Consider the following 23408-nt stretch of genomic DNA (forward strand, 5'->3'; position numbering starts at 1 on the left):
GCAGGCGGCCGCTCAGTAACCCAGCTTCTCGCGGACGAGGACGACCGTCGTGCGACCCTCGGTGAGTTCCTTGCGGAAGACGAGCTGTTTGGCGACCGCGCTCTCGACGCCGTAGGCCTCTTTCGCCCGCTCGTTCTCCAGCGGGTAGGCGACGCTCTCGAGGCGGTCGAACGCCGCGTCGAGGTCGTCGACGATCTTGTTGACGCCACTGACGATGACGACGTTCCCCGCGGCGAACGGGTACGCACCGATCCGGCTGCCCGAGCGGTCGGCCGCGACGAGTTCGCCCGTGCGCGCGACCGCGTTGATGCCGCCGACGAAGTAGTCGGCCGTCTGCGCCGACCGCCGGGCGGCGAACCGCTCGGCGTCGTCGTCGATCTCGAACACCTCGGCGTGGAGGTTCTGCCACGAGTGGTCGCCCTCCATGAGGTACTCCATGAAGCCGATCTCTTCGAGCGTCGTCGAGTGCCCGTCCATGACCGAGGCGTCGCCGGGGATCTGCCCCTGTACCGCGTCGAGCGCCTCCGCGGCCGTGTCGACCACCTGTACCTCGAACCCGTTCGCTTCGAGGTTCTCGACGGTCTCGTCGAGTTCCGCGTCGGTCGGGAGGTCGTCGAGCGTCTCGTCGATCGCGGCGTCGTCAGCGTAGTCGGATTTCTGTTGTGACATCGTGCGTGTTGGTGTGACTGATCCTTACCGACGAGTACCTATAAGCGCTCGCGGACACCGGTGACAGGGGGTTACGTCGGTGTCACCGGCCCTCGCTCCGAAGGCCCAACGAGCGCGGTCACTGCTCGCGCCACCGTCCTCGGCCGACGGTAGATTCGACGATCCAAATCAGCCAGTTGACATCCTCCCGCGCCTGAAGACGCGGAAATCCCACGGAACCGCACCGCTGAGTTGGGATATTACGGTTCGCGGTTAACGACCTGTTCTCGTGGGGCGAAACAGCCCTCACTACGGTCGAACAGGTGAACCGCTGGCTGTGCCAACCAGCCGTTATCCCTATCACCACCATCCGTGGCGAGACTCGGGAGTACCTTTTGCCGAATATTCTCCGCACCATTCACGTCCGCGTTCGCAACGGTGTCGCACTCCTCGCACACGTACAGTCCACGTTCCACACGCTGTTTGTCATCGGTGTGACCACATGCTGAACTGCCTTGTTGAACGCAAGACAGCGTCGGGGTGGGGTTGCTGATCTACAATTTTACGGCGCTAAAGACGGCTTCTCGCCCTCAGAAGATGCAGTAGCTGTCACTCACAGCGGTTGCTGATGAGTCAAAACTATGGTACCTTGCTCCATTGTTCCGGTGACGGCGGCGATGCCTCTCCCGGATACGTCCGGAGAAGGGGAGCAGACGGCGAGCCCTAACTCGCCGCCTGCGTCAGGTTATGCACGATGCACTTGCGAGTCAGCTCCCGGAACTGGCCATGCCAGCTCCGGGAGCGGAGCTTCTCGCCGTCGTCTTCCTTCAACTGCGAGAAACCTGTCTCGCTCATCCAGCGTTGGTTGTAGTCCTCGTTCATCCGGGCGTTGTGGGCCTTCTGCAACGGTGTCTGCTCCCTGTGCTTGATCAACGGTCGCGTTGAGTTGGAGCGACACTCCTCGCGGAGGTCGCTCCACGAATAGTTCGCATCAGCAGACAACACACGCAGGTCTTCCGCGTTCCGGCGGAAGACCTGCATCCCGATGTGGCCGTCCCAGGCTTTCTTCGTCGTGAAATGAACGTCCTTGATCGCCAGCGAGTTCACGTCGATCAAGATCGTCGTCTTCATCGACTGGAACGAGTAATTCGCGCGGTCGCGGTAGTGGTAGCTGGTTTGATCGCGCTGGAAGCCACTCGCGTCAATCGCGGCTTCACCACTCCAGCCCGCCTGCTCCGCCGAAGCGCGGAGCAGGCGGCGCAGGTCACGCATCCGGTACTCTTGTTCCCACCGGCAGAACGAACTGTAGTGCGGTGCCTCGTCAAGTTCGAACACGGCGAGGACACCGGGCATCTCGTTAAGATAGTCTTCAGTCTCACGGAGGCTCTTCTCCAACTCGACGCGGTACAGAATCAAGGCGATCTGCACCCATTTCGCGTACCCGCCCGCGCCGTCCGGCGCGGCGGGTACTTCCGGGTCGTCAACGTGCTGTTTGGCAAGATCTCGACACATCCGTGCTAGCCGTCTGAGCGATGCCATATCGCCAGACGGCGTCCAATTACGGGTTAGCGTGACGGAATCTTCCCGTGAGAGCGTCTGAAGCTGCCGTTAGTCGACCGCAAAACAAGGCATGCTGAACACAACTTCGACGTATCGCGTTCCGACACCAACTCCACGTCGATGCCCTCGGCTTCCGCCTTGTAGTCGAGTAGCGTCGTGAAGCGGTCGAACGCCCACCCGTGCAAGTCGAGGTTTCCGTGGTCGCCCCAGTTTCGGGGTTCGCCGTTCTCGTCGTCCTCTCGAATGCCGCCGAGGTCGCCAACGACAAGCGCACCAACGCCTCGTTCGACACACTCCTCCACAATCACTTTCGAGAGTGCGTGCAAGAAGTGAGTCCGGCGACCCGTTCGCTTGCGGTCAAGACGAGTTGCCTCTCGGGACGAGGAATCGTCACACGTGGCTTTCTTCTTCGTGAAGTAGTATTCGTCCTGTTTGAGTGCGCCGCCGGGATACAACACCGACTCGCCGCCGAACGAGACGGCGGCGAAGTTGCAAATTCCGAGGTCAACACCAGCCACTTCGTCACCCGGCGGTTCCGGGTCGATAGTGGTGCGACAGACGAATTGAAGCCGCCACTTGTCGCGTTTGTAGACGGCACGAACCTGTTGAATGTCCCACTCAGTCAGGGCAACATCCGGGCGAGTCTGGTACTCGCACAGGATGAAGTCCGAACGGTGTTCTTTGAGGTTACGGCCTTTCGAGAGGCGAACGCGGGTGAACTGTGCGTCGTGTTTGAAACCAGCCGCTTTGAACGACACGGTTGAACGTGGGTGGGAGTCTCCGTTTTTGCGGTAGCCGGGCGGTCGGGCACGGTCGTCGCCGTTCCGACGCTTGCTGAACCAGCCGTTAAACGCTTCAGCGAGTTCTTCGAGAACGCGCTGACTGGATTGAGAATGTAAGTCCGTATAGCGTTCGTGGCCTTTGAGTTCGGCTTTGAGTTCCCCGTCATCGGGAATCTCGCCCGTCTCGTCCCACTGTTCGTGTGCGTAGTAGCGACCGACGTTCCAGAGTTTTGAGGCGGCCCATCCGAGTTGGTCGAGGTCGTCACGAACCTGTTGCTGGTTCGTAATCGTAGCCTCGAAGGTTCGGACGGTTCGGCTCATTTCTGGCTTCATAACTGGTTATGAACGCTATTTTCATAATAGTGTCGATTGGCGTGGAATATCCGGCCTTGCTATCGTCGGTGGGTTGTGTAGGGTATTGTCGGATTCATCCTGACCCTAAAGGGTCAGGTATTCTCCTTGGTTCTCTATAACGATTCGAGAGAGTATCCAGACACCGAGACTTCCCGATCTCCGTCTCTGACACCGATCCAAAAGAAATCACGATTTCAGAAATCGCGATTTCCGAATTCGGAAATTCTATTTTGCCAGGGAACGGTACCGATAGTATGGAGCGATTCGTGGATCGGGACGTCGAACTCGATCAACTCACGGACTGCTACGAGTCCGAGACGGCTGACTTCGTCGTGATCTACGGACGCCGTCGCCTCGGCAAGAGCGAACTCGTCCGCCAGTCCATCGCCGATCGAGACGATGCCGTCTACTACCAGGCAGTCGAATCCACGGCACAGAACCAGCTCGAACAGTTCGTCGAGACCGTCACTGCGCAGTTCCCTTCGCTGCAGAACGTCCGGCGCGACTGGGAGGTGCTCCTCGAAGAACTCGGTGAGGAGGACGCGATCGTCGTCATCGACGAGTTCCCGTTCCTCATCGAGGAGGACGGGTCGCTTCCGTCCCGATTTCAGCGTGTCTGGGATCTGGAACTCCAGGACACCGGAACGACGCTCGTACTCGTCGGTTCCTCGATCAGCGTCATGGAGGACAAGGTGCTCTCCGGAAGCGCGCCGCTTTACGGTCGCCGAACGGCGACGATCGACCTCAAGCCCCTCTCCGCAGCCGACGCACGCCAGTTCTTCCCCGACTACGGCCCCGAGACCGCAATCACCGCGTGGTCAATCTACGGCGGCACTCCGTACTACGTCCAGACCATCGATCCCGACCAGCCGCTGGGAACGAACGTCCAGCAGGCGATCCTGTCAGAGCGCGGCCTCCTGTACTCCGAACCCGAGTTCCTGCTCCGTGCCGAACTCCGACAACCGAACACGTACTTCAGCGTCCTCCGCGCGCTCGCCCATGGGCGACGCACCCCGAACGAGATCGCGGGCATGGCCGGCGTGGAGTCCGGGTCGCTGAGCGCGTACCTCCAGAAACTCCGTCGACTCCGCCTCGTCGAACGCCACATCCCCGTCACGGAGTCACCAACGGCATCAAAGCGCGGTCGGTATCGCATCGCTACGCCGCTGTTCCGGTTCTGGTTCCGGTTCGTCTACGGCACCCAGGACCAGCTCCGAATGCTCGACGACGACGCGTACGGCGAACTCGTCGCACCAGAACTGGCGGATTACGTGAGTCCGCTGTTCGAACGACTCTGCCAGCGAGCGCTCCCAGCCCTCGTCGACCGACGGTTCCGTGACGTCGGGCAGTGGTGGTTCAAGCAACACGAACTGGATGTCCTCGGTCTCACCGACGACGGACTCGTCGCCGGCGAGTGTAAGTTCACGTCCCAACCCGTGAGTGAAGGGGTTCTCGCCGACCTCGAGCGAACGACGTCGGAAGTCCGGTGGTCAGAGGAGCCAGCCGACGGGAGGACGCTGTACGTCCTGTTCAGTCGATCCGGGTACACCGACGATCTCGAACGCGTCGCTACCACGCGAGATGACGTGCAACTCTTCGGCCTTCCCGAACTCATCACCGACGGGAGCGTCCAGTGACAGACATCGGGGGCGAACCCCGAGTCGTTCGGCCTGTTCCGTCCGTACATCGGCTGACTACGACTGTGGCCCGAGGTACCCCCACGCCAAGAGGCGGTCGCCCTCACCGTTGATCCAGCGCTCACCGATGTCGTCCCGGTAGTACATATTCGGCATCACGATGTCGTCGATGCGGCCGTACGCCTGCTCTCGTGCAGCCTGCATTGTGTCCCCTTTACCCGTCACGACGATGGGCATCCCGTTGTCGCCTGCGACACGCCATTGCCCGTCAATTTTCTTTGCGTCTTCGAGGTGGATTCCCTCACGGCTCTCGGTTTCGAAGACGACTGCCGCGTTGCGGGAGTTCTCCGCGAACGTCGCCTCGTCGGTGAACGGAAACGGGGGCAGACAGACCCGGACCGCGACCTGGTAGCCGCGGTGGGCCTCCAGGCCGGGATCGTTCCCGTGCGCGAGGTCGAAGAAGAACTCCCCCGTCGGGGTGATCATCGACTCCTGCTGGAGGACGATCGTTGGATAGCCGAATCGCGGCGTGAACTCGAGCGGGTAGATGCCCGTCTCGTTGACGATGCAGTTGATGTCGATGCTCCCCACGTAGCCCTCCTCGGCGAGCCAGCCTTCGAGCTTGCCGAACGTCTCCTCGAACAGTTTGTTCCGCCCGCCCCAGAACATCGACGTGCCCATCTCGCCGGTCGACGGGCCGATGTTCCCCGGAAAGAGCTTCTTGTGTTCGAAATTGAAATTGATCGGCTCGACGAAACGCTCGCCGTTGAAGAAGCCACAGACGGCGATCTCGACGCCCTCGACCTTCCGCTGCAACTGGAAGCCCTTCATGCGGTGACCCCAGGCTTTCTTGTAGGCACGCAGGACGTCCACGACGTCGCTGCCGTCGTCGTCGTCGCCGACGTACAGCAAGCGCTTGACGTTCTGGACCTCCCCGAGCGGTTTGACGACGTACGGCGCGGGGTTGGCTTCGATGTGGGCGATGGCGGCGTCGAAATCCTCGAACACCCGGTGGTCGACAGTGTTCACGCCGTGGGACTCCAGGACCTCCATCGCGTACCCACGGTCCTCCTCGAGTCGATCCGTGTCGGGCGTCCCGCCGACGACGGCCTTCCCCTCGGCGCGCAGCTCCTGTGCGAGCGCGCCCGTGCCGACCTCGGTCCCGACCCAGATGTCGTCGAAGACGATCACGTCGGCCCACGCGACCTCCGCCCGCCAGTCGTCGGTTTTCGGCACGAAACCGTCGCCGATCTCCTGGTCGCTCTCGGCCTCGATGTAGTACTTCACGTCGTGGCCCTCGGCGTGGACGTGCCAGGCGACGTCCGTGAGGAGCGCGGCGTCGAGCGAGCAGAACAGGAAGTTCTTCGGCTCCATACCTCGATGGCACTCGTCGAAGCCATATAGGCCAGGGCGTCGCCACGACGGAGCGCCGCGCCGGTCACCGGCCGAACGACACGGGCACTCACCGGCAATTATATATACTAGGTGTGACGCAGCGTGCGGAGACACCGCCCGTGTTGGTCGGATGCGGGGGGTTGAGAGCGCACATTTATCACCCCTGCATCTCTGAGTGTTGAGCATGTCCAAAGTCGAAGTCTCGTTGCCGGACCGAATCGACAGCGAGATCCGGCGGCTCGTCGAGCAGGGCGAGTTCGTCAACCAAGACCAGGCCGTCGAGGAGCTCCTCTCGATGGGCATGTCGGCGTACGACACGACCACCGAATCGCAGGAACCCGATCAGAACCTCTTCTCGCAGGCCGTCGAGGACCAACAGGATCCCGCGGCGCGGACCGACACCGGCGACGACTACTCGTTCTGACCCCGTCCGGGAGAGCGGCCGACTCCCCCGAACGACGGATTGATGCGTCGGACGGCCCTACCGTCGTGCATGCGGTCCGTTCTCTCGGCCGCCGAGCGAACCAAGTTCGACGAGCGGCCCGATCAGACGTTCTACGAGCAGCCGCGGTTCGTCACCCACGCCGACGACGCGTTCTGCGCGCGGCTAACCGACCTCTACGGCGAGGTGCTCGAACCGGGCGACCGCGTCCTCGACGCGATGAGTAGCTGGGTGTCGCACCTGCCCGACGAGTCGTACGAGGTGGTCGGCCACGGGCTGAACGCCGAGGAACTCGCCGCGAACGACCGGCTCGACGAGTGGTTCGTCCAGGACCTCAACGCCGACCAGGACCTCTCGTATCCGGACGCCGCGTTCGACGCCGTCTGCTGTGCGCTGTCCGTCCAGTACCTCGAGTTCCCGGGCCGGGTGTTCGCCGAGTTCCGCCGCGTGCTCGCGCCCGACGGCGTCCTCGTCGTCAGTTTCTCGAACCGGCTGTTCCCGACGAAAGCCGTCCGGGCGTGGCGCGCCGCCACGATGGACGAACGTATCGCCCTGCTCGACCGGTATCTCGACGCCGCCGGCGGGTTCGAGCGACGGACGGTGATCCGGGAACGGCCGGGGGCTGATCCGTTTTACGCCGTCGTGGCCGGAGGTGTCGCGGCCGACTCGCGGCTCCCCACGGGAGCGGGCCACCTGGATCGCGAGGGCGGAGGAGACGGGATCGACGACTGACCGGAGGGAGTGTGTTGGGCGGCCCGGGCCGAGTGCCGACGCGCGGACCGATGCCGAACAGTTAACACCCTCACCGTGCGAACCGGCGAGGAAATGGGTGTTGCGCTGCTGTCGAGCATCGTCGCGGGCGTGCAGTACGACCTGCGGACGCTCCACGGGCTCTGGATGGCGATCGCCTTCCCGCAGTTGCGGGAGTCCCACCCGGTCATGGGCCAGTGGCACCCCGAGACGACGGCCCAGCGGGTGGCATATCGCCTCTGGTCGGTGCTCGGCGGGCTCGGCCTGCTCGTCGGCTACCCGCTCACGGTCTTCGGCTTCGCCGTCCGGTTTTACGTCCGCCGCTTCGACCGGACCACGACCCGGATCGGCGTCGTCGGCACCGTCGGCCTCGCGATCGTGGTCTGGGGCGGGCTGACCGCGCTCGCACGCCTGCGGTTCTCGACCGAGGGCTTCCTCGCGGTGGCCGCCGCCGGCACCGTCGCCGTCGTGGCGACAGTCCTCGCGCTCGTCTTCTCGCGGGTCGGCGGCCGGCTGACGACCGTCGTCGTCGCCTACCCGTTCGCGGTCGTCGCCGTCTTCCTCCCGCCGGTGGTCGCCGCGCTGTACTCGCCGACGCTCGCGGGCGTCGTCTTCCCCGAGAGCGAGTCGCTCGCCATCTGGCTGCTCGACAACGTGCTCGTGGTCGGCGACCTGAACGCCCTCCTGCGGGCGCGGTTCGACCTCGCCGGCTTCGCGTACGTGGGGATGTGGACGGGCCTCGCCGTGCCGGTCGGCTGGACGCTCGGGTTCGTCGTCACGCTCGCGAACCTGGTTCGACCGAGCGACCCGGACCCGGACGCGGGCGCGGACGCGACCGGCGACTGAGGCGGCGGCGCTCCCGTCTCCGCGGACCAGAACGCGTTTGTGTCTCTCGCGGGAGTCACCAGGTGATGCCCTCCACAGTCCGAGCGTCGCGTGCGGCCACCGCGAACCCGGTCGGCCGCCGGCGGCCCCCGTCGTGCGAACGTCACGGCAGATCGACAGCTGCCCTCGCCCTCGCCCTCGCCCTCCCTTCCCGGACCGACACCGAGGTGGCGCGGCACTGATGCCGGGCCTCACCACCCGCCTCGCCGACGGCTGGCAGCGCGCGCTCCGTTCGCTCCGCCTCGCGCTCGTCCCGATGGTGCTCGCGCTCACGAACATCGACGGGATGCGATCGATTGTCGCGTTCGACGGCGTCCACGTCGGCTTTCGGTTCGGCGTGCCGGGCGCCGTGGTCACCGTCTGGCAGTTCGTGAGCCTCCCGCAGACGGGCGTGAACGTCGATCCTGGCGTGCCCCTGGAGGCGCTCCCGGTCGCGGTCGCCACGGTGCCGCTCCTGCTCGTCGTCCAGGCGGGACTGTCGGCGGGCTACTTCGGGAGCCTCGCGGACGAACTCGTCTCCGGCGACTACCGCTTCGTCGAGAACGTCGTCTCGTACTTCGGTTCGTTTCTGATCCTGACCGTGGTTCCGGTCGCGGTCTTGCTCCCGCCGGCCCTGGGGCTGGTCGGCCTCGGCGCGTCCACGGGAGGCGAGGCCGCACTCGGGGCCGTGTTCGTCCTCGGTGCGCTGGTCTACCTCGTCGTCGCCTACCTGTTCTACCCGGTGCCGTATCTGGTCGTCCTGCGGGACACCGGGCTCGTCGCAGCCGCAGGGGCGTCGTACGCGCTCGCCGTCGGCGGCGGCGCGTACCTCTCGTACACCGTCGGCATCGCGCTGTTCGTCTTCGTGGTTTCACCGGTCGTGACCGTGGTCGTGGTGAACGCCCCCGTCGTGGGCGTCCCGATCGGGATCGTCGCCGGCGGCGTCCTCGGACTCGCGGTCAACACCGCGACGATGCGGTTCGTCGCCGACATCGACCCGGCGTCGCCCGCGGTCGGCGAGTGGGACGGCGACGACGAGGACCGGGACGAAACCGGGAGTGGAGCCGAGCGATCGACCGGCGAAGCGCCACACGAGCGGGCGTCCGATCCCGAATCGCTCGCCAGGCGGGAATCGGACGACGAACGAGCCTGAGACGGTCGGCTGCGTACCCACCCGCGCGTCGGACGTGACAGCCGGCTCTGCCGTCCGGGACGACCGCGCCGCGCAGTTGATACCTGTCCGTCCCCACGATGGAGACACGACATGAACAGGCGGCAGTATCTCTCGATGGCGGGGCTGGCGGCGAGCGGTGTCGTCGCCGGCTGCACGAGCCGTGGATCGTCCGGGGGAGGTGAGGAACCGACCGGCACCGCCCAGAACCCGACCGGCGACGGCGGGTCGGCCGGGGGCTCCGGTGACCGGGTCGCCGTCGAGACGGTGGCGTCGGGCTTCGAGAACCCGTGGAGTCTCGCGTTCGTTCCCGACGACGGGCGACTGCTCGTCACGGAGCGAGCGGGACGGCTGAACCTCGTCGACCCGGCCGGGGGAACGGTCGAACGGGTCGAGGGGACGCCCGAGGTGGACGCGCGCGGGCAGGGCGGCCTGCTGGACGTGGGCCTTCATCCGCGGTTCCCCGAGACGCGGTGGCTATATCTGACGTACGCGGCCGCGCGGCCCGACGGGGCGTCGACGACACACGTGGGGCGAGGACGGCTCGACCCCGAGGCCGCCAGTCTCGACGGGTTCGAGACGCTCCACGCCGCCGAACCGTTCGTCGAGTCGGCCGGGCACTACGGCTCGCGGCTCGCGTTCGACGCCGACGAGCGGCTGTACGTGACCGTCGGGGACCGGCAGTTCAAGGACTTCGGGCCGGACCACACCGCACAGGACCTGACGACCGAACACGGCGCGACGCTCCGGTTCGAGACCGACGGGTCGGTTCCCGAGGACAACCCCTTCGTCGGCGACGAGGGGGCGCGGGACACCATCTACAGCTACGGCCACCGGAACGCCCAGGGGATGACCGTCCACCCCGAGACGGGAGCGCTCTGGCAGAGCGAGTACGGCGAACAGGACGGCGACGAACTCAACGTCGTCACCCGCGGGGGGAACTACGGCTGGCCGGTCGCGGACGAGGGGTGTACGTACGGCGGGGGCGAACCCATCGGCGTCTCACACAGCGACCGTGAGGACGTCGTCGCGCCGGTCTACTCGTGGCCCTGCGGGAGCGGCGGGTTCCCGCCCGGCGGGATGACGTTCTACACCGGCGACGCGTTCCCCGACTGGCAGGGGAATCTGTTCGTCGGCGGCCTCGCGTCGCAGGCGCTCGCCCGGTTCACCGTCGACGGGACGGAGACGACGCTGGCCGAACGGCTGCTCACAGAGCGCGGCTGGCGCGTCCGAACCGTCGCGGAGGAGCCCGACACGGGACACCTCTACGTGGCTGTCGACGCGGGCGACGCGCCGGTCGTACGACTCACGCCGCCGTAACAGTTGTTGCAAATACGATTTCTTTATTCAGTCTACGGCGTGGTTTTTTCATGCCGATTCTCCCGTCACACATGAGTTATCTCACCCGGTGACCTTCGTCTTTTCCTCTGAGTTCTGACACTGATTCGAGCGGGGTTCGACGGGCTTCACTCGTAGCTCTCCGAAGCCGTACTTCGAGTGACTGCCGACCCGGAGGATACCGCTCTTCGCGGTTTCCACCGGGCGGTCGCCCTCGTAGGCGACCACCTGTCCGTGGTCCACCGTCTGGAGCTTGTACACCTCCCGCTGTTCCAGTACCTTCTCCTCGCGTTCGCGGAGATCGCGGCGGTCCTCTTTCCACCACCACGGGACGTCCTGGTCGTGGGCGTTCGGGTACTCCGACTCCAGCACGAACGGCGTCACGAGTTCGAGGATGAACGCCTCACCGTCATCGAGACGCGAGTAGTCCAACGCCCCCAGGTCTACGACTTGCGTGTCTTTCAGCCGCGTGATACCGTAGCCGTAGTTGCGCTTTCCGCCGAACTGGAGGCCGTCCAGGGCGCTCTCGTCGAGCGGGAGGACGTCGTCGCGGTCGGCGTGGAGGTACGCGTTGATGTACCACTTCGTCGTCTGCTGTTGCTTCCGCGCGTCGTCGGGCTTCCCCATGATGGTCTCGTGGGACAGCGCCGGGTGGCCGCCCTGGACGCGGATATCGTGGGTGTTCAGCGCGTCTCGCGGCCGGGAATCGAGGAGCCACGAGTGCGACGCCTGCCGCATCAGGAACAGGTCGTCGTAGGACTCCACGTCCGGGAGGCCGCTCCCGAGGTACGGCCGGATGCCGCTCTGCGAGTGCTCCTCGGGGAACGTCCCGAACTGGCCGGGCACGAAGACGCCGTGACTCGCGTTCAGGTGGCGGTGGACGTCGTGCGGGAGCTGCTGACCAAGCGCGTGCATGATGGCGTTCCCCGAAACGTAGTATGGGTGACCGATGTAATCCATCTCCAGCTCCCAATGGACTTGCTGGATGCGCGTCATCGGTCGAACGCCTCCCGGAAGTCCTCGATGTACTGGAGCGCGGTGGACCAAGCGCCGATTCGGCGGAGGTTCGCGTCGAGCACCATGTCGTACTTGTCGTGAGCGGCGTCGAGCGGGTGCGCGCTCAGCCGGTTCCACATCGAAGCCCACGACCGCCACGGCCGACTCCCGAGACGGGACGACGGCCGTCCGCCTGCGCTCTCGTCGATTCGGAGTGCGAAGTCATCGCCTGCGTACACGGTGCGGTGGGGCACGATCTCCCCGGCACGGTCCACGACCAGGAGGAGATCGGCGAACTCGTGGCCGTCGCGGTAGTTGTCGAGTAGGGCCGCGACCAGCAACGTGTGGTACTTCAGGCTCGTGTACGGGTAGTAGACGCTCTCGTTGAACGCCGAAACGACCTCGCTCTCCAGCCACGCCCGATGCATGGCCGCCGAGTCGTCTTCGGTCAGGAGCGACCTCACGGCGCTCTCCACGCCGTTGCGCGTGAACTCCTCCGGGTCATACCGACTCTCCCCCTCGATGAGCGACAGCCTGTAGAGTGTCTCGTGGTTCTCCATCGTCTGCTCAGGCTGGCCGTTGGGCCGGCTGAGCGCCGACGCATCGCCGTCCGCGCCGTGGGGAACCGTCTGATTCACGGGAACCCCGGCGAACGTCTCCGGGGCGTAGTCGTGCGGCTGGCCGTTCATCTTGTGAGCATCGTGGCGGTACGCGGCGACCATCACGTCCTGGCCGCCGTCGCCCTGGAGGTCGCTGAGGCTGGCGTTCTCGGCCATCTACGGTCCCTCCGCGATACGGTCTCCCAGCGCCTCCACGAACGCCGGGCGGTACTCCTCGGTCCACTGGTCGTCCTTTTCGTCCATCTTGTTCGTGTTGCCCTTTCCGCGGTCGAAGACGCGCTTCAACTCGCGCTCGTTGTAGAGCGGGTTGATGAGGTGGCAATCGACGATCCCCGCGCCGAAGTTGCGAGCGCCACCGAGCTGGTGCATGAAGTCCGTCTTGTGAGCATCGAGGAAGTCGATGCCCTCGGCCAGAAGGCCGACGAACTCCGGTTTTACCTCTCGGAAGGAGAGGTGCCAGCAACCGTCCAGATTGGCGACGGCGTCAACCTCGGTGTTCCGAAGCGGCTCCCGGTTGTCTTCCTCGTTCCGGGAAACGACGTTCCGGTTCAGCCGACGGTAGTGACCCTCAGCCTGCCCACGCGTGTAGTCCACGCTGGAGCGGACGGGATTGAACTTGATCGGCCGCCGCATCACCTTCCCGGGGACGCCACCGAAGCCGCCGAAGAGGTCGAAGACCACGCAACCGTCGTCTTCTTTCGGGTCGTCGGTGCACGCGCCCTTCTCGTGGTAGCCGTCGTCGAGGTCGCGCTCGTAGACGTCCTCCTTCATGAAGTTCGCGTTGGCTTCCCCGGGATGACAGGCGGTGCCGTCGTACTCGTGGACGACTTCCTCCATGCCGTGGCGAAGCCACCCGGAGAGGGGGAAGGCGGGGATGATGCCGCCGATCTGGTTCTGCGGGTCGTCGTCCTCGTAGTTGCCGTTCGAGGCGTGGTGTCTGTCGGTCATGATGCTATCCCCGACCACCAGTAGGTCGGTCTGAATCCGCACGAACACGTCGCGGTCGATGTCTTCAATCATGTTTGGTGTCGCGGTAAGTCGCTACCCAGAGTGCCCGCTCGGCGATTCGAACCCCGGCGCACACGTTTTCCCCGCGCGGCCTGCCGACGATCTCCAGCTGGGCTGGCGACCGTCGCCGGTGGTCGGCACCCTTGTGTTCGACCTGCGAGAGGCCTTCTTCGAGGTTCGAGCGGAGCGACACGAGGTCGTCGTCTTCCAGTACGTCCTCCTCTTCGGTGTCGTCCTCGGCGTCCGACTCGTCTGTGTCGTCACCGAGTCGCTGGCGATCGCGTTCCTCGATCTCGGCCTGCTGTTCGTCGGTGAGTTCTCCCCATGTCGCGCCCGTGTCCCACGGGTTCCAGCCGAACAGCGCCATCACTTCCTCAAGCCGCTCTTCGACCTGCTCCGTGTAGAACCGGGCTTGCTCGGTGTCGCGCTTCTCGGGCGTCTCGCCGCGCTTCAAGACGATCTGGATGGACGCGGTCAGTTCGGCGAGTCGGGCGACGTCACTCCGGGTGGACTCGCCGGGGTGCCGGAGAGCTTCCACGAGGTGGTCACGAGCGAGGGATTCAGCCTTCTCGGGATCGACATCCTCGCCGCTCATCGGTAGTCACCTAAGAAATCCTTGCGGCCGGAGATGTAGCAGTCCGCGCACGGGAACCCGTCGTCGAACTTCGCGCACTCGTCGCAGTTGTCTTCAGTGGTCGGTTCGATCGTCGTGCCAGAGGGTTCAAATTCGGCCAGGACGGATGTCTTCATGGGTTTTTGGCCTCAGAAGCCCGCCCCGAGTGTTCCAAGCACTCGGCGTTTCCTACGACGGTCCTGGCCCGAGGGGCTGAGCTTCCTTCGCACCTTCTGCTACACAGCATACCGCATTAATTGTTGTGCCTCCTGCCCCTGAGCAGAAGGTTGAAGGGGGATATCTGCAACTTAGAAAGTAATGGACGAAGACCGCGAAAGGAACGAAGGCGGGCGGTTCGAGCCCGAACACACCGATGAGGAGGTGCTCGATGCGGTGCAAAAACATGAGCCCGCGGGCACAAAAGAGGTCGCCGACGAACTTGGAATCGCACGCCAGAGCGCGGACTATCGGCTTCGACGTCTTCTGGATGAAGGTCGGGTTTCGAAGAAGAAAGTCGGAAATTCTCTGGTCTGGTCTGCTGAGGAATGACGGACGACGGGTCGCTCTTCGACGATGACGGCGAAGGGGTGACCAACGTTCCCGACGACGACCAGGACGAAGAGGCCGCTGACCAACTCGAGTGTGCGACGAACCTGGCGCGGACATCCGATTCTTCGGTCTACAACTCGCCGGAGCCCGAGACGGTGATGACGCTGAACGACTGGTAGAACCTCGGGATCGAGGGACAGCGGTCCGCAATCTGCGCAACGGAGACGACCTCCCTGAGGCCGTCGGGAACTTCCGTCTTCACCCGTATTACCCCTCGAAGAACGTCTTGGACCAGTGGAATGGCTACACAGACAGCCTGGACATGATGCGCGGGCACCTCTACAATCAACTGCACGAGTCTTCCCAGACACGCATCGGGGACCGAATTCAGGGGCAAGCGGCACTTCGTGAGAAGCTTCGCGTCGAGTCGGTGAGCGCTTCCACGCTCAGGCGCATCGAGGAAGAGGACTACATGGACGACGACGTGTCGGGGTACGACGCCGCCGAGGTGTTGAACGACGCGGCCGAGGCCGCCGTCCGCCAACTCCACGAGGACGGCGTCGAAGTGGAGGACCTCCGCGAGCCGATCTACCCGGAGACGATCTCCGATGGCGAGGGCGAGTACCCGTTGACGCTGATCCTCCGCGACCTGCGCAAAAAGACCTACCCGTATATCCGGTTCAACCGAGACAAGAGCGTCACGCACTCCAGAGACGTACTCCTGCGGGTGCTCGCCAGCGCTGCGCGGGACTACGTCCACCTCACGATGGCCGCGGACGGCCTCAAGTACAAGCACTGGTTCGACGAGGACGACATCCCGTCCCGGTGGACGCTCGGCTACCACCTGCGGAAGGTCGCCTTGGAGGGGTGGGACGAAGACGACGAGGAAGACGAAGCGGACTCCAGCGACGAGGCGGCCGGCGATGAGGCCGAAGAGCCCGGCGCGGAGGCGCGGCAATTAGGTTTCGGTGAGCTCGAGACCTCGATGAAGACGAGGTGGAGGAACTGGAGTTCCGGGGGTTCTACGAGGTGGTCGAGGACATTCGAGACATATTCCTCGCGGCGAATCAGGAGCTTCACGACATCATCGCGGAACACGGCTACTACGACGGCCAGCACGCCGTGGCGTTCGTGGCGTCGGAGTGAAAAAAGAGCCGCCGTCCGACTTTACGACCGCTCGACGCGACCCAGCCAGCGGTCGGGGTCGGCGAGGTCGCGGAGCATCTCGACGAAGCCGCGACCCTCCTCCTCTTCGGGGCGGAGCCGCGCGCGCAGCCGCGAGGAGAGGAGTTCGATCGACAGCACCAGAAACAGCAGGGTGAGCAGGCCCGCCCCGGCGCGGAAGGAGTTGAAGAGGTTGAGGTTGGTCTGGATGTACTGGCCGAGGCCGCCCGCGCCGACGACGCCGAGGGAGACGGCGATCCGGGTGTTGATCTCGAGGATGTACAGGGTCCACGCGACGAACGAACTGGAGACCTGCGAGAGCATCCCGAAGTTGATCACCTGCCCGCCCGAGGCCCCCGTCGAGCGGATCGCCTCGATCGGCCCCTCCTGGATCTCTTCGAGTTCGTCGGTGAAGAGCCGCCCGAGGTTCCCGATGGTGTCGGTCGCGACCGCGAGCATGGCCGTCAGCGGCGACAGCGGGACCAGCGCCGCGAAGATGAACACCCACACGAGTGCGGGGATCGCACGGATCGCGGACATCACGCCGCGGAAGAGGAAGTTGAAGGGAAACGGCGTGACGCGTTCGGAGCCGAGCACGCCGAAAAAGAGGGCAAACGGGAAGCCGATGATGGTCCCCACGATGCCGATCGACAGCGTGATCACGATGCTCGAGACGAGCAGGCTGCTCCGGAGCGACAGCGCGGTCTCGACGATCGACGACGGGTTCGTCACCGAGACCCAGATCGCCCGCCAGCCGCCGATCCCCTCCTCTTGGGTGAGGCGGGTGAAGTCGACGAAGTCCGGCGAGAGGTACTTGACGAACTCGGCGACGAAGAAGTCGAACTGCGCGAACCGGACGATGTCGGGGACGGGCCGCGCCCCCAGGAAGCCGGTGCCGAAGTACGCCGCCAGCGCGGCGACGGCGAGGCCGACGAACACGAGTATCCGACGGACGAGGATTCGCCGCTCGATGCGTGCGAGGATCGCGTCGACGCTGTCGGTGCTCACGTCCCGACACCTCCCGCGGTTGCTTCGTCCTCCTGGCCGGACTCGGTCGAACCGCCGCGGCCGTCCTCGTCGGCGAACGTCCCCTCGCCCTCGCCGTAGTAGAGTTCGTCGACCACCTCCATCGAGAGCTCCTCGCGGGAGCCGTCGAAGATGACTTCGCCGTCGCGGATCCCGATGAAACGGTCGCCGAACTCGCGGGCGATGTTCACCTGGTGGAGGCTCGCCAGGGTGGTGAGGTCACGCTCGCGGGCCGCCTGTTTCATGTAGCCCATCACGTCGCGGGCGGCCTTCGGGTCGAGGCTGGAGACGGGCTCGTCCGCCAAGAGGAGTTCGGGGTTCTGGACGAGCGCGCGGGCGATCCCGACGCGCTGTTTCTGCCCGCCGGACATCGAGCCGGCGCGCTGTTCGGCCTCCTGCAGGAGACCGACCGTCTCCAGCGCGCGCAGCGCCTCGCGTTTGTCCGCGCGGGCGTAGAGAGTGAGCACGCTCCGGAGGTCGCCGGTGCGGCCGAGCGCGCCGGTCAGCGCGTTGCGGTACGCCGACAGCGACTCGATGAGGTAGTGCATCTGAAACACCATGCCGACCTCGCTTCCGGCGGTCGACACGGGTTCGCCGCCGATCTCGACGCTTCCGGAGGTCGGGCTGGTCAGGCCGTTGAGAATGCGCAACAGCGTCGACTTGCCCGCGCCGGAGGGCCCGAGCACGACGACGAACTCGCCGGGATCGATCTCGAAGGAGACCTCGTCGAGGGCGACGGTGTCCTCGCCGTACACTTTCGTCACGTTCTGCAGCGAGACGCGTGGCATCTGTCGTGAGTTTCTCGACCAGCAGTAAATAGGTCGGCGGTCCGGTGTCAGCCGTCCAGCAGCTCGGTCGTGATCTCGAGTTCGTTCGCCACCTCGACGACGGGCTGGTACGTCTCGTTCGTCGCCTCGCGGACGTCACTGAACCAGAGGTCGTCGTCGGTGTCCGCCTCGCCGTCGGCACCGAGGTACATCGACTCGGACGCCTCCAGCATGGCGTTCGTGACGGCTTGCTGTTCCTCGTCGCTCAGCTCCGGGCTGACGATCACCGGCGCGCGCGGGATCCCGTCTTCGGTTTCGACGTACCGGAAGCCGTCTTTCAGCTCGCGGTTGTCGTCGAGCGTGATGAACTGCCCGACGCCCGCGGCGGCGACCTGCCCGCGTTCGAGCGCCGCGAACGCCTCCGCGTGGCTGGAGAACTGCGGCGTGAAGTCGGCGTCGCCGGTGTCCGTCGGGAGATCACCGATGGCGAGCCCTGCCTGTTTCATCATGTACAGCGGGTAGAGCGCACCCGACGCCGACAGCCGGTCGGCGAAGGCGACGCGCTCCCCCGCCAGGTCCGAGAGCGACTCGATGTCGGAGTCCTCCTGGGTCACGATGACCGAGGCGTACGTCCACGAGCCGTAGCCGTACCGCTGGAGGACGATCTCACAGCGGTCGTTGGCGACGCCGAGCGCGGCCGCGAACGGCCCGGTCTCGCCGACGTCGCCGGTGCCGCTCGCGAGGCTCTGGAGGGCGGCGCTGTAGCCCGCCGCGTACTGGAGCTGTGCGGTGACGCCCAGCTGCTCTTCGAACCGGCTCTTGACCGGCTCGTACTGCGACTCCATCAACTGTTGCGGTTCGCTCGGCGACATGTAGAACGTCAGCCGGCCGTCGTTGAACGGGACTGGCGTCGACGTCTCCGTCGCTGTCGCGGCTTCCGTCGACGCCCCACCGGGCGTACTGGTCGGCGCATCGGTGCTCTCGCCACCACTCCCGCCCGTGCAGCCCGCGAGACCGGCCGCACCGGCCACCCCGAGGAGTTCGAGAAATTCACGTCGGTTGGACATAACGTCGTTCCGTTCTATGCGGTCGATGACTTAATAACTTTCATATAATATAAATATGCGTATATATCGATATCAGTACAGACTGCCGACACGACGGTGTCGCCGGTCGACAGGTCGGCAGCGGGCCCGGTTCCCGCCGGTCGCGACCCCCGCCCTTTTCGCCTCTTCGAACGTCGGACGGAGTGTATGAGGGTGCGAGTCGACTGGCGGGTCAGTTGTCGGTTGGTCGGGACGGTCCTCAAGTGGCTCTGGGTGCCGCTGGTGTTTCCCCTCTTGATCGCGCTGTTCGACGGAAGCGCGGTGGGGCCCTTCCTCGTCCCGATGGCCGGGACCGTCATCGTCGGCCTCGGTCTCGAGCGACTGACCGAAGAGCGTGATCTGGGCGCACGGGAGGCGTTCTTGATGGTCGCACTGAGCTGGCTGAGCGTCGCGGTCGTCGGTGCCGTGCCGTTCGTCCTCGCCGGCGAGGGGACGCTCGCCCAACCGGTGAACGCGCTGTTCGAGAGCATGAGCGGGATCACGACGACGGGCGCGACGGTCATCGTGGACTTCGGACGCCACTCGCGGGCGGTGTTCATGTGGCGGGCAGTGCTCCAGTGGCTCGGCGGGCTCGGGATCTTGGTCCTGGCGACGGCGGTCCTCTCACAGCTCTCGATCGGCGGTGCACAGCTCATGGAGACCGAAACCCAGACCCGCGACCTCAACAAGCTCACCCCGCGGATCTCCGAGACCGCGGCCCTCCTCTGGAAGATCTACCTCGGGCTGACCGGGCTCCAGATCGCCGTCCTGTACGGGCTCCACCTCGCCGGTCTCGCCCCCGAGATGACGCTGTTCGACGCGGTCACCCACGCGTTTACCACCATCTCGACGAGCGGCTTCTCGCCACGAGCCGAGAGCATCGCCGCGTTCTCGCCCGCGGTGCAGTGGGCGGTCATCCCGTTCATGGCCACCGGGGCGACGAGCTTCGTGCTCATCTACTTCGTGCTCCAGGGGAACTTCGGCCGACTGCGGAACAGCGACGAGTTCCGCTTTTACCTCGCGATCCTCGGCCTGTTCTCCCTCGGGATCGCGGGCGTGTTGTTCGCCGACGGCGGCCCCCACACGAACCCCGAGGCGATCGCGCGGCACGCGCTGTTTCAGGTCGTCTCGATCGTGACCACCACCGGCTACGCGAGCACCGATTTCAACCTCTGGTCGTCGGGGGCGAAACACCTGCTGTTCGTCTGCATGTTCGTCGGCGGTATGGCGGGCAGCACCACGTGTTCGATCAAGACGCTGCGCTGGCTGGTCGTGCTGAAGGCGTTCCGCCGCGACCTGTTCACGACGGCGAACCCGAACGCGGTCCGGCCGGTCCGGCTCAGCGGGGGCGTCGTCACCGAGGAGACGATCCGGGACATCTACGCGTACACGCTCGTCAGTCTCGTGTTCTTCATCGTCGCGACGATCCTCGTCGTCGTCGACGCCTCACGCGCGCGGGTGCCGGTCACCGAGTTCGAGGCGATGGGAGCCGCCGCGTCCACGTTCTTCAACGTCGGCCCGGGGTTCGGGATCGCCGGCCCGTTCGCGAGCTACAACCCGTTCCCGTGGTCGACGAAGCTCCTCATGACGTTCCTCATGTGGCTCGGCCGCATCGAGATCATCCCCGTATTGGTCCTGCTGACGCCCTCGTACTGGCGCTCGTGAGCCGGTCTCGACCGTCGGGCGTCGACGGCAGACGCAGTCGAGACCGGATCGACGCGAGGAGCGCGGACGAGTCGCGTGGCGTGGGAACGTCGCGAACGAGAAGCAGGTCCGAGCAGCGTAGCGTTCAGACCCGGTGTCGCTTCCGCTTGTACAGGTAGTACGGCGAGACGACGAACGACAGCACACCCATCGACGCGAGCACCAACACGCCGAGGACGCCGTAGACGACCCGGTTCGGCTGCCACGTCTCACAGTGAGCGCGGACGTACCGCACGTCCAGGTAGAGCCCGACCGGGTACGCGAGCGCGAAGAAGATCGTCACGATCGCCAGGTCGACCCCGACGAGGAGCAACACGCCGGCGGCCAGGATCCACACCGGCAGCGCCACCACGAGGTGCCACCAGTTCGCTCTCATCGGTAGAGCCACCCCGTGGTCTCGATGCCGACCGCGACCGGGTCGGCGGATTCGACGAAGTCGGGCGGCGAGTGTTCGATCAGGAGAATATAATCCCGGGGCGAGAGCGTGAGTTCGTCCGTTTCGATGTCGGCGAGACCCAGGTTCGAGGGCTCGACGTAGTATTCGGCTTCAGCTCCCCGCTCGTAGCGGGCGAACTCGTCGCGCGAGAACAAGACGACGTCCACGACGCCGCTCGTCCCGACCGAGATCGCGTACTCGAAGCCGACCTCGCGGACGGACGAGTCGGCGTACTCCGCGTAGAACAGTTCGAGCGGGAGATGCTCCCCGACGCCGAGGCGGACCTCGAGGTCGAAACTGGTCGCGAAGTGCTCGATCGGCTCGGGCGATTCGAGAGCGTCGAACCCGTCGGCGATCCCCCCGTTCGTCGGCTCCGCCGTCGTGGCGCGCGCGGCGACGTCGTCGCCCGCCTTGACCGCCCCCTTCGCTGCCAGTTTCGCACAGCCAGCGGTTCCCCCGATCCCCATCGTTGCGAGGACTGCTCTGCGTTTGAGTCCCATCACGGAGAGGTCCCGAGTTGCTTGTAAATAGCTTACCAGTTGAGTATCAGAATAGATATTTCTTGAGGCCGTACAGAACGAGCAGTTCACAGCCACACTTCGAGAACTACAGTTGGCCGCTTTAAAGCTATTAGATAGAGATCGAAGGACTACCGGGAAGGTAGGTGCGCCCTGTTTGAATCTCAGAAACGAGATTGATGAGACGAGTGCGAGCCCTAGAAGAGACTGTCCGTCGTCACCGCGCCGACGACGCTGAACACCGCGGCGACGCTCATCGCCCGGAACGTGACGTACAGGCGATCGGTCTGCTGGAGATCGCTGAGGAACAGGTCCGGCGCGGTGATGGCGTACGCCAGCGTCGCGACCGACCCGAACGCGACGATCATCACCGAGATGAACCGGACCGGTACGCCGGCGAAGACCGCTTCGCGACTGGGGTCGCGGTCGTTGTCCGCACCGTACAGCCCGCCGTAGCCGATGGCCATGATCGCGCAGACGAGAAACAGGCTGTGGTAGACCGTCATGTTCCGCGCCAGCATCCACACCTCCTGGGTCACGACGAACGGACCAGCGAGCAGGAACCCGCCGACGATCTGCTGGGCCGTGTCGGCGAGTTTGTGCTTCTGACGTTCTTGCATACGTCCGTACTGTGGGTTCAGACCCATACCTGTTCGGGACGCTGTGTGCGGCCGCAGTAGTGTATAAGCGGTCGTCGACCTGTGCTCGACACTCGGACGCTGTGCTACCTCACGCGAGGTGAGTCGAGAAGCTTCACAGCACGCCCGCCTCTCGGAGTCTATCGATCTCTCCCTCGTCGTAGCCGAGTGCCTCGAGGACGGGAGTGGTGTCCTCGCCAAGCGATGGCGGGTCCGTCGACTCGACCCGGTCGAAGCCCGTCGAGCGCGCGGGGAACCGTGGCGTCCGGATCCGGGCACCCTCACCTTCGGTCGCTTTGATCTCAGCGAGTGCCTCCGTCACCTCGAGATGTGGGTCGTCTCGGACGTCACCCATATCGTTCACCGGGGCGACCGGAACGCCCCCGTCCTGGAGTCGCTCGACGATCTCGTCGCTCGTGTACTGCTTGCAGGTCGCCTCCACGATGCCGTGGAGTTCCGTGCGGTTCTTCAGGCGGCTCTCGAGTTCGGCAAACCGTTCGTCGTCACCGATGTCGAGGTCGAGGACGTCACAGAACTGCCGCCACTGCCGGTCGGACGAGGGGCCGATGAACACCCACTCGTCGTCGGCAGACTGAAACACGTCGTACGGGGCCCACCCGGGGTGGCTCGCGCCCATCGGATCGGGGACGTCGTCGTACGCCTGCGTGTACGCGAGCCAGTAACCCATGAGTGCGACCGTGCTCTCGAACAGCGGGACAGTGAGGTGCTGACCGGTCCCCGTCTCCTGGCGCTGACGCATGGCACCGAGGACTGTCACGGCGGCGTACAACGACGCCGCCATGTCCGAGAGGCTCGTTCCCGACCGGACCGGCGGCTGACCGGGATGGCCGGTCACGCTCATGACCCCCGAGAGCGCCTCGGCGACCGGGTCGAGCGCGGGGAAGCGCTCGTACGGGCCCTGGTTGAACCCCTTGATCGAGCAGTACACGAGTTCCTCGTTGGCGGTCTTGAGGTCGTCGTAGCCGACGCCGAGGCGGTCGGTCGTCCCGGCCGCGAAGTTTTCGACCAACACGTCTGCGTTCGCGACGAGTTCCTCGAAGATGGCTTGGCCGTCGTCTGACTTCAGGTCGAGCGTGACACTGAGTTTGTTCCGATTGACGTAGTTGAACGAGCTGTTTCCGATCGGGCTGGAGTCGCGGATGGCGTCGCCTCCGCCCGGTGACTCGACCTTGATGACTTCCGCGCCGAGATCGGCGAGGATCATCGAGCAGAACGGGCCCGCGATGATGTGCCCGAGTTCGAGCACCGTCACGTCCGAGAGTGGCCGCCCCTCGCCGCCCGGAAGCAGCGACGGCGCGACGCGCCCACCGTCGGTCATAACC

The 23408-nt window shown here is 65.1% G+C and carries 27 protein-coding genes and 1 pseudogene; 10 read left to right on the top strand and 18 right to left on the bottom strand.

The annotated features are described in order from the left end of the window. Positions 1-12: 12 nt before the first annotated feature. From NKJ07_RS11185 to NKJ07_RS11200, 4 genes and pseudogenes are all read right to left on the bottom strand, one after another. Entirely contained in the window at positions 13-669 is a 657-nt protein-coding gene (locus NKJ07_RS11185) for a lactate utilization protein (protein WP_318566906.1), read from the bottom strand. Between the two features lie 239 nt (positions 670-908). Further along, positions 909-1157: pseudogene (locus NKJ07_RS11190) on the bottom strand (zinc ribbon domain-containing protein); the annotation flags it as partial. 214 nt (positions 1158-1371) lie between these two features. Next, a complete protein-coding gene (locus tag NKJ07_RS11195; protein WP_318566907.1) occupies positions 1372-2187 on the bottom strand; it encodes an IS5 family transposase in 816 nt (271 codons plus the stop codon). Between the two features lie 26 nt (positions 2188-2213). After that, positions 2214-3311 carry an RNA-guided endonuclease InsQ/TnpB family protein gene (locus tag NKJ07_RS11200; protein ID WP_425504762.1) on the bottom strand — a complete coding sequence of 366 codons (1098 nt, stop codon included), beginning with the start codon at positions 3309-3311 and terminating at the stop codon, positions 2214-2216. 287 nt (positions 3312-3598) lie between these two features. Here NKJ07_RS11200 and NKJ07_RS11205 point away from each other — a divergent pair, with 287 nt between their 5' ends. Then, positions 3599-4981, top strand: a complete 1383-nt coding sequence (locus tag NKJ07_RS11205) for an ATP-binding protein (protein ID WP_318566908.1) — start codon at positions 3599-3601, stop codon at positions 4979-4981. A gap of 57 nt (positions 4982-5038) precedes the next feature. Here the strand turns inward: NKJ07_RS11205 and NKJ07_RS11210 are convergent, their stop codons facing one another. Next, a complete protein-coding gene (locus tag NKJ07_RS11210; RefSeq protein ID WP_318566909.1) occupies positions 5039-6355 on the bottom strand; it encodes a phosphoribosylamine--glycine ligase in 1317 nt (438 codons plus the stop codon). A gap of 205 nt (positions 6356-6560) precedes the next feature. Between NKJ07_RS11210 and NKJ07_RS11215 the strand changes: the two genes are divergently transcribed. The 5 genes from NKJ07_RS11215 to NKJ07_RS11235 all read left to right on the top strand — a co-directional run bounded on the left by NKJ07_RS11215 (position 6561) and on the right by NKJ07_RS11235 (position 10923). Continuing rightward, the gene (locus NKJ07_RS11215) at positions 6561-6800 is read left to right on the top strand and encodes a DUF7120 family protein (RefSeq protein WP_318566910.1); all 240 of its coding nucleotides are present in this window, start codon (positions 6561-6563) and stop codon (positions 6798-6800) included. Positions 6801-6869: 69 nt separating this feature from the next. Continuing rightward, on the top strand, positions 6870-7550 hold the full coding sequence (locus NKJ07_RS11220; protein ID WP_318566911.1) for a class I SAM-dependent methyltransferase: 681 nt from the start codon (positions 6870-6872) through the stop codon (positions 7548-7550). 93 nt (positions 7551-7643) lie between these two features. After that, positions 7644-8414 carry a hypothetical protein gene (locus tag NKJ07_RS11225; RefSeq protein ID WP_318566912.1) on the top strand — a complete coding sequence of 257 codons (771 nt, stop codon included), beginning with the start codon at positions 7644-7646 and terminating at the stop codon, positions 8412-8414. Positions 8415-8634: 220 nt separating this feature from the next. Next, positions 8635-9585 carry a hypothetical protein gene (locus NKJ07_RS11230; RefSeq protein WP_318566913.1) on the top strand — a complete coding sequence of 317 codons (951 nt, stop codon included), beginning with the start codon at positions 8635-8637 and terminating at the stop codon, positions 9583-9585. Positions 9586-9696: 111 nt separating this feature from the next. Next, positions 9697-10923, top strand: coding sequence for a PQQ-dependent sugar dehydrogenase (locus NKJ07_RS11235; RefSeq protein ID WP_318566914.1), 1227 nt, complete (start codon positions 9697-9699; stop codon positions 10921-10923). Between the two features lie 81 nt (positions 10924-11004). On the opposite strand, the gene NKJ07_RS11240 is transcribed toward NKJ07_RS11235, so the two are convergent. From NKJ07_RS11240 to NKJ07_RS11260, 5 genes are read right to left on the bottom strand one after another with little or no spacing between them, the layout of a single operon-like run. Continuing rightward, positions 11005-11937 (bottom strand): hypothetical protein, encoded by a 933-nt coding sequence (locus NKJ07_RS11240; RefSeq protein ID WP_318566915.1) that lies wholly within the window; start codon positions 11935-11937, stop codon positions 11005-11007. Continuing rightward, complete coding sequence (locus NKJ07_RS11245) at positions 11934-12713, bottom strand: DUF8168 family protein (RefSeq protein WP_318566916.1); 780 nt, start codon at positions 12711-12713, stop codon at positions 11934-11936. Before NKJ07_RS11245 ends, NKJ07_RS11240 begins: the two co-directional genes overlap by 4 nt. Further along, positions 12714-13577 (bottom strand): hypothetical protein, encoded by an 864-nt coding sequence (locus tag NKJ07_RS11250; RefSeq protein ID WP_318566917.1) that lies wholly within the window; start codon positions 13575-13577, stop codon positions 12714-12716. Next, a complete protein-coding gene (locus tag NKJ07_RS11255; protein WP_318566918.1) occupies positions 13570-14160 on the bottom strand; it encodes a hypothetical protein in 591 nt (196 codons plus the stop codon). Before NKJ07_RS11255 ends, NKJ07_RS11250 begins: the two co-directional genes overlap by 8 nt. Further along, positions 14157-14315 (bottom strand): hypothetical protein, encoded by a 159-nt coding sequence (locus tag NKJ07_RS11260; protein ID WP_318566919.1) that lies wholly within the window; start codon positions 14313-14315, stop codon positions 14157-14159. The genes NKJ07_RS11255 and NKJ07_RS11260 overlap by 4 nt, the downstream gene beginning before the upstream one ends. Positions 14316-14496: 181 nt before the next feature. Here NKJ07_RS11260 and NKJ07_RS11265 point away from each other — a divergent pair, with 181 nt between their 5' ends. Both NKJ07_RS11265 and NKJ07_RS11270 read left to right on the top strand, forming a co-directional pair. Beyond that, positions 14497-14727, top strand: coding sequence for a winged helix-turn-helix domain-containing protein (locus tag NKJ07_RS11265; RefSeq protein ID WP_318566920.1), 231 nt, complete (start codon positions 14497-14499; stop codon positions 14725-14727). Further along, complete coding sequence (locus NKJ07_RS11270) at positions 14724-14906, top strand: hypothetical protein (RefSeq protein ID WP_318566921.1); 183 nt, start codon at positions 14724-14726, stop codon at positions 14904-14906. Before NKJ07_RS11265 ends, NKJ07_RS11270 begins: the two co-directional genes overlap by 4 nt. On the opposite strand, the gene NKJ07_RS11275 is transcribed toward NKJ07_RS11270, so the two are convergent. Then, a complete protein-coding gene (locus NKJ07_RS11275; protein ID WP_318566922.1) occupies positions 14858-15685 on the bottom strand; it encodes a hypothetical protein in 828 nt (275 codons plus the stop codon). The genes NKJ07_RS11270 and NKJ07_RS11275 overlap by 49 nt on opposite strands. Before the next feature lie 38 nt (positions 15686-15723). Between NKJ07_RS11275 and NKJ07_RS11280 the strand changes: the two genes are divergently transcribed. Next, positions 15724-15873 carry a hypothetical protein gene (locus NKJ07_RS11280; RefSeq protein WP_318566923.1) on the top strand — a complete coding sequence of 50 codons (150 nt, stop codon included), beginning with the start codon at positions 15724-15726 and terminating at the stop codon, positions 15871-15873. A gap of 21 nt (positions 15874-15894) precedes the next feature. Here the strand turns inward: NKJ07_RS11280 and NKJ07_RS11285 are convergent, their stop codons facing one another. From NKJ07_RS11285 to NKJ07_RS11295, 3 genes are read right to left on the bottom strand one after another with little or no spacing between them, the layout of a single operon-like run. Next, positions 15895-16899, bottom strand: coding sequence for an ABC transporter permease family protein (locus NKJ07_RS11285; protein WP_318566924.1), 1005 nt, complete (start codon positions 16897-16899; stop codon positions 15895-15897). Further along, entirely contained in the window at positions 16896-17705 is an 810-nt protein-coding gene (gene phnC, locus NKJ07_RS11290) for a phosphonate ABC transporter ATP-binding protein (RefSeq protein WP_318566925.1), read from the bottom strand. Before phnC ends, NKJ07_RS11285 begins: the two co-directional genes overlap by 4 nt. A gap of 47 nt (positions 17706-17752) precedes the next feature. Then, entirely contained in the window at positions 17753-18751 is a 999-nt protein-coding gene (locus NKJ07_RS11295; RefSeq protein WP_318566926.1) for a phosphate/phosphite/phosphonate ABC transporter substrate-binding protein, read from the bottom strand. Positions 18752-18937: 186 nt separating this feature from the next. Between NKJ07_RS11295 and NKJ07_RS11300 the strand changes: the two genes are divergently transcribed. After that, positions 18938-20434: a TrkH family potassium uptake protein gene (locus NKJ07_RS11300; protein WP_318566927.1), complete on the top strand. Its 1497-nt coding sequence runs from the start codon at positions 18938-18940 to the stop codon at positions 20432-20434. A gap of 124 nt (positions 20435-20558) precedes the next feature. On the opposite strand, the gene NKJ07_RS11305 is transcribed toward NKJ07_RS11300, so the two are convergent. From NKJ07_RS11305 to NKJ07_RS11320, 4 genes are all read right to left on the bottom strand, one after another. Further along, positions 20559-20849, bottom strand: coding sequence for a hypothetical protein (locus NKJ07_RS11305; protein WP_318566928.1), 291 nt, complete (start codon positions 20847-20849; stop codon positions 20559-20561). After that, positions 20846-21409, bottom strand: coding sequence for a hypothetical protein (locus tag NKJ07_RS11310; protein WP_318566929.1), 564 nt, complete (start codon positions 21407-21409; stop codon positions 20846-20848). The genes NKJ07_RS11305 and NKJ07_RS11310 overlap by 4 nt, the downstream gene beginning before the upstream one ends. Before the next feature lie 215 nt (positions 21410-21624). Then, on the bottom strand, positions 21625-22047 hold the full coding sequence (locus NKJ07_RS11315) for a DUF2391 family protein (protein ID WP_318566930.1): 423 nt from the start codon (positions 22045-22047) through the stop codon (positions 21625-21627). Positions 22048-22180: 133 nt separating this feature from the next. Continuing rightward, entirely contained in the window at positions 22181-23404 is a 1224-nt protein-coding gene (locus NKJ07_RS11320; protein ID WP_425504642.1) for a CaiB/BaiF CoA transferase family protein, read from the bottom strand. Positions 23405-23408 lie beyond the last annotated feature (4 nt).

Source organism: Salinigranum marinum (assembly GCF_024228675.1).
Taxonomy (GTDB): Archaea; Halobacteriota; Halobacteria; order Halobacteriales; family Haloferacaceae; genus Salinigranum; species Salinigranum marinum.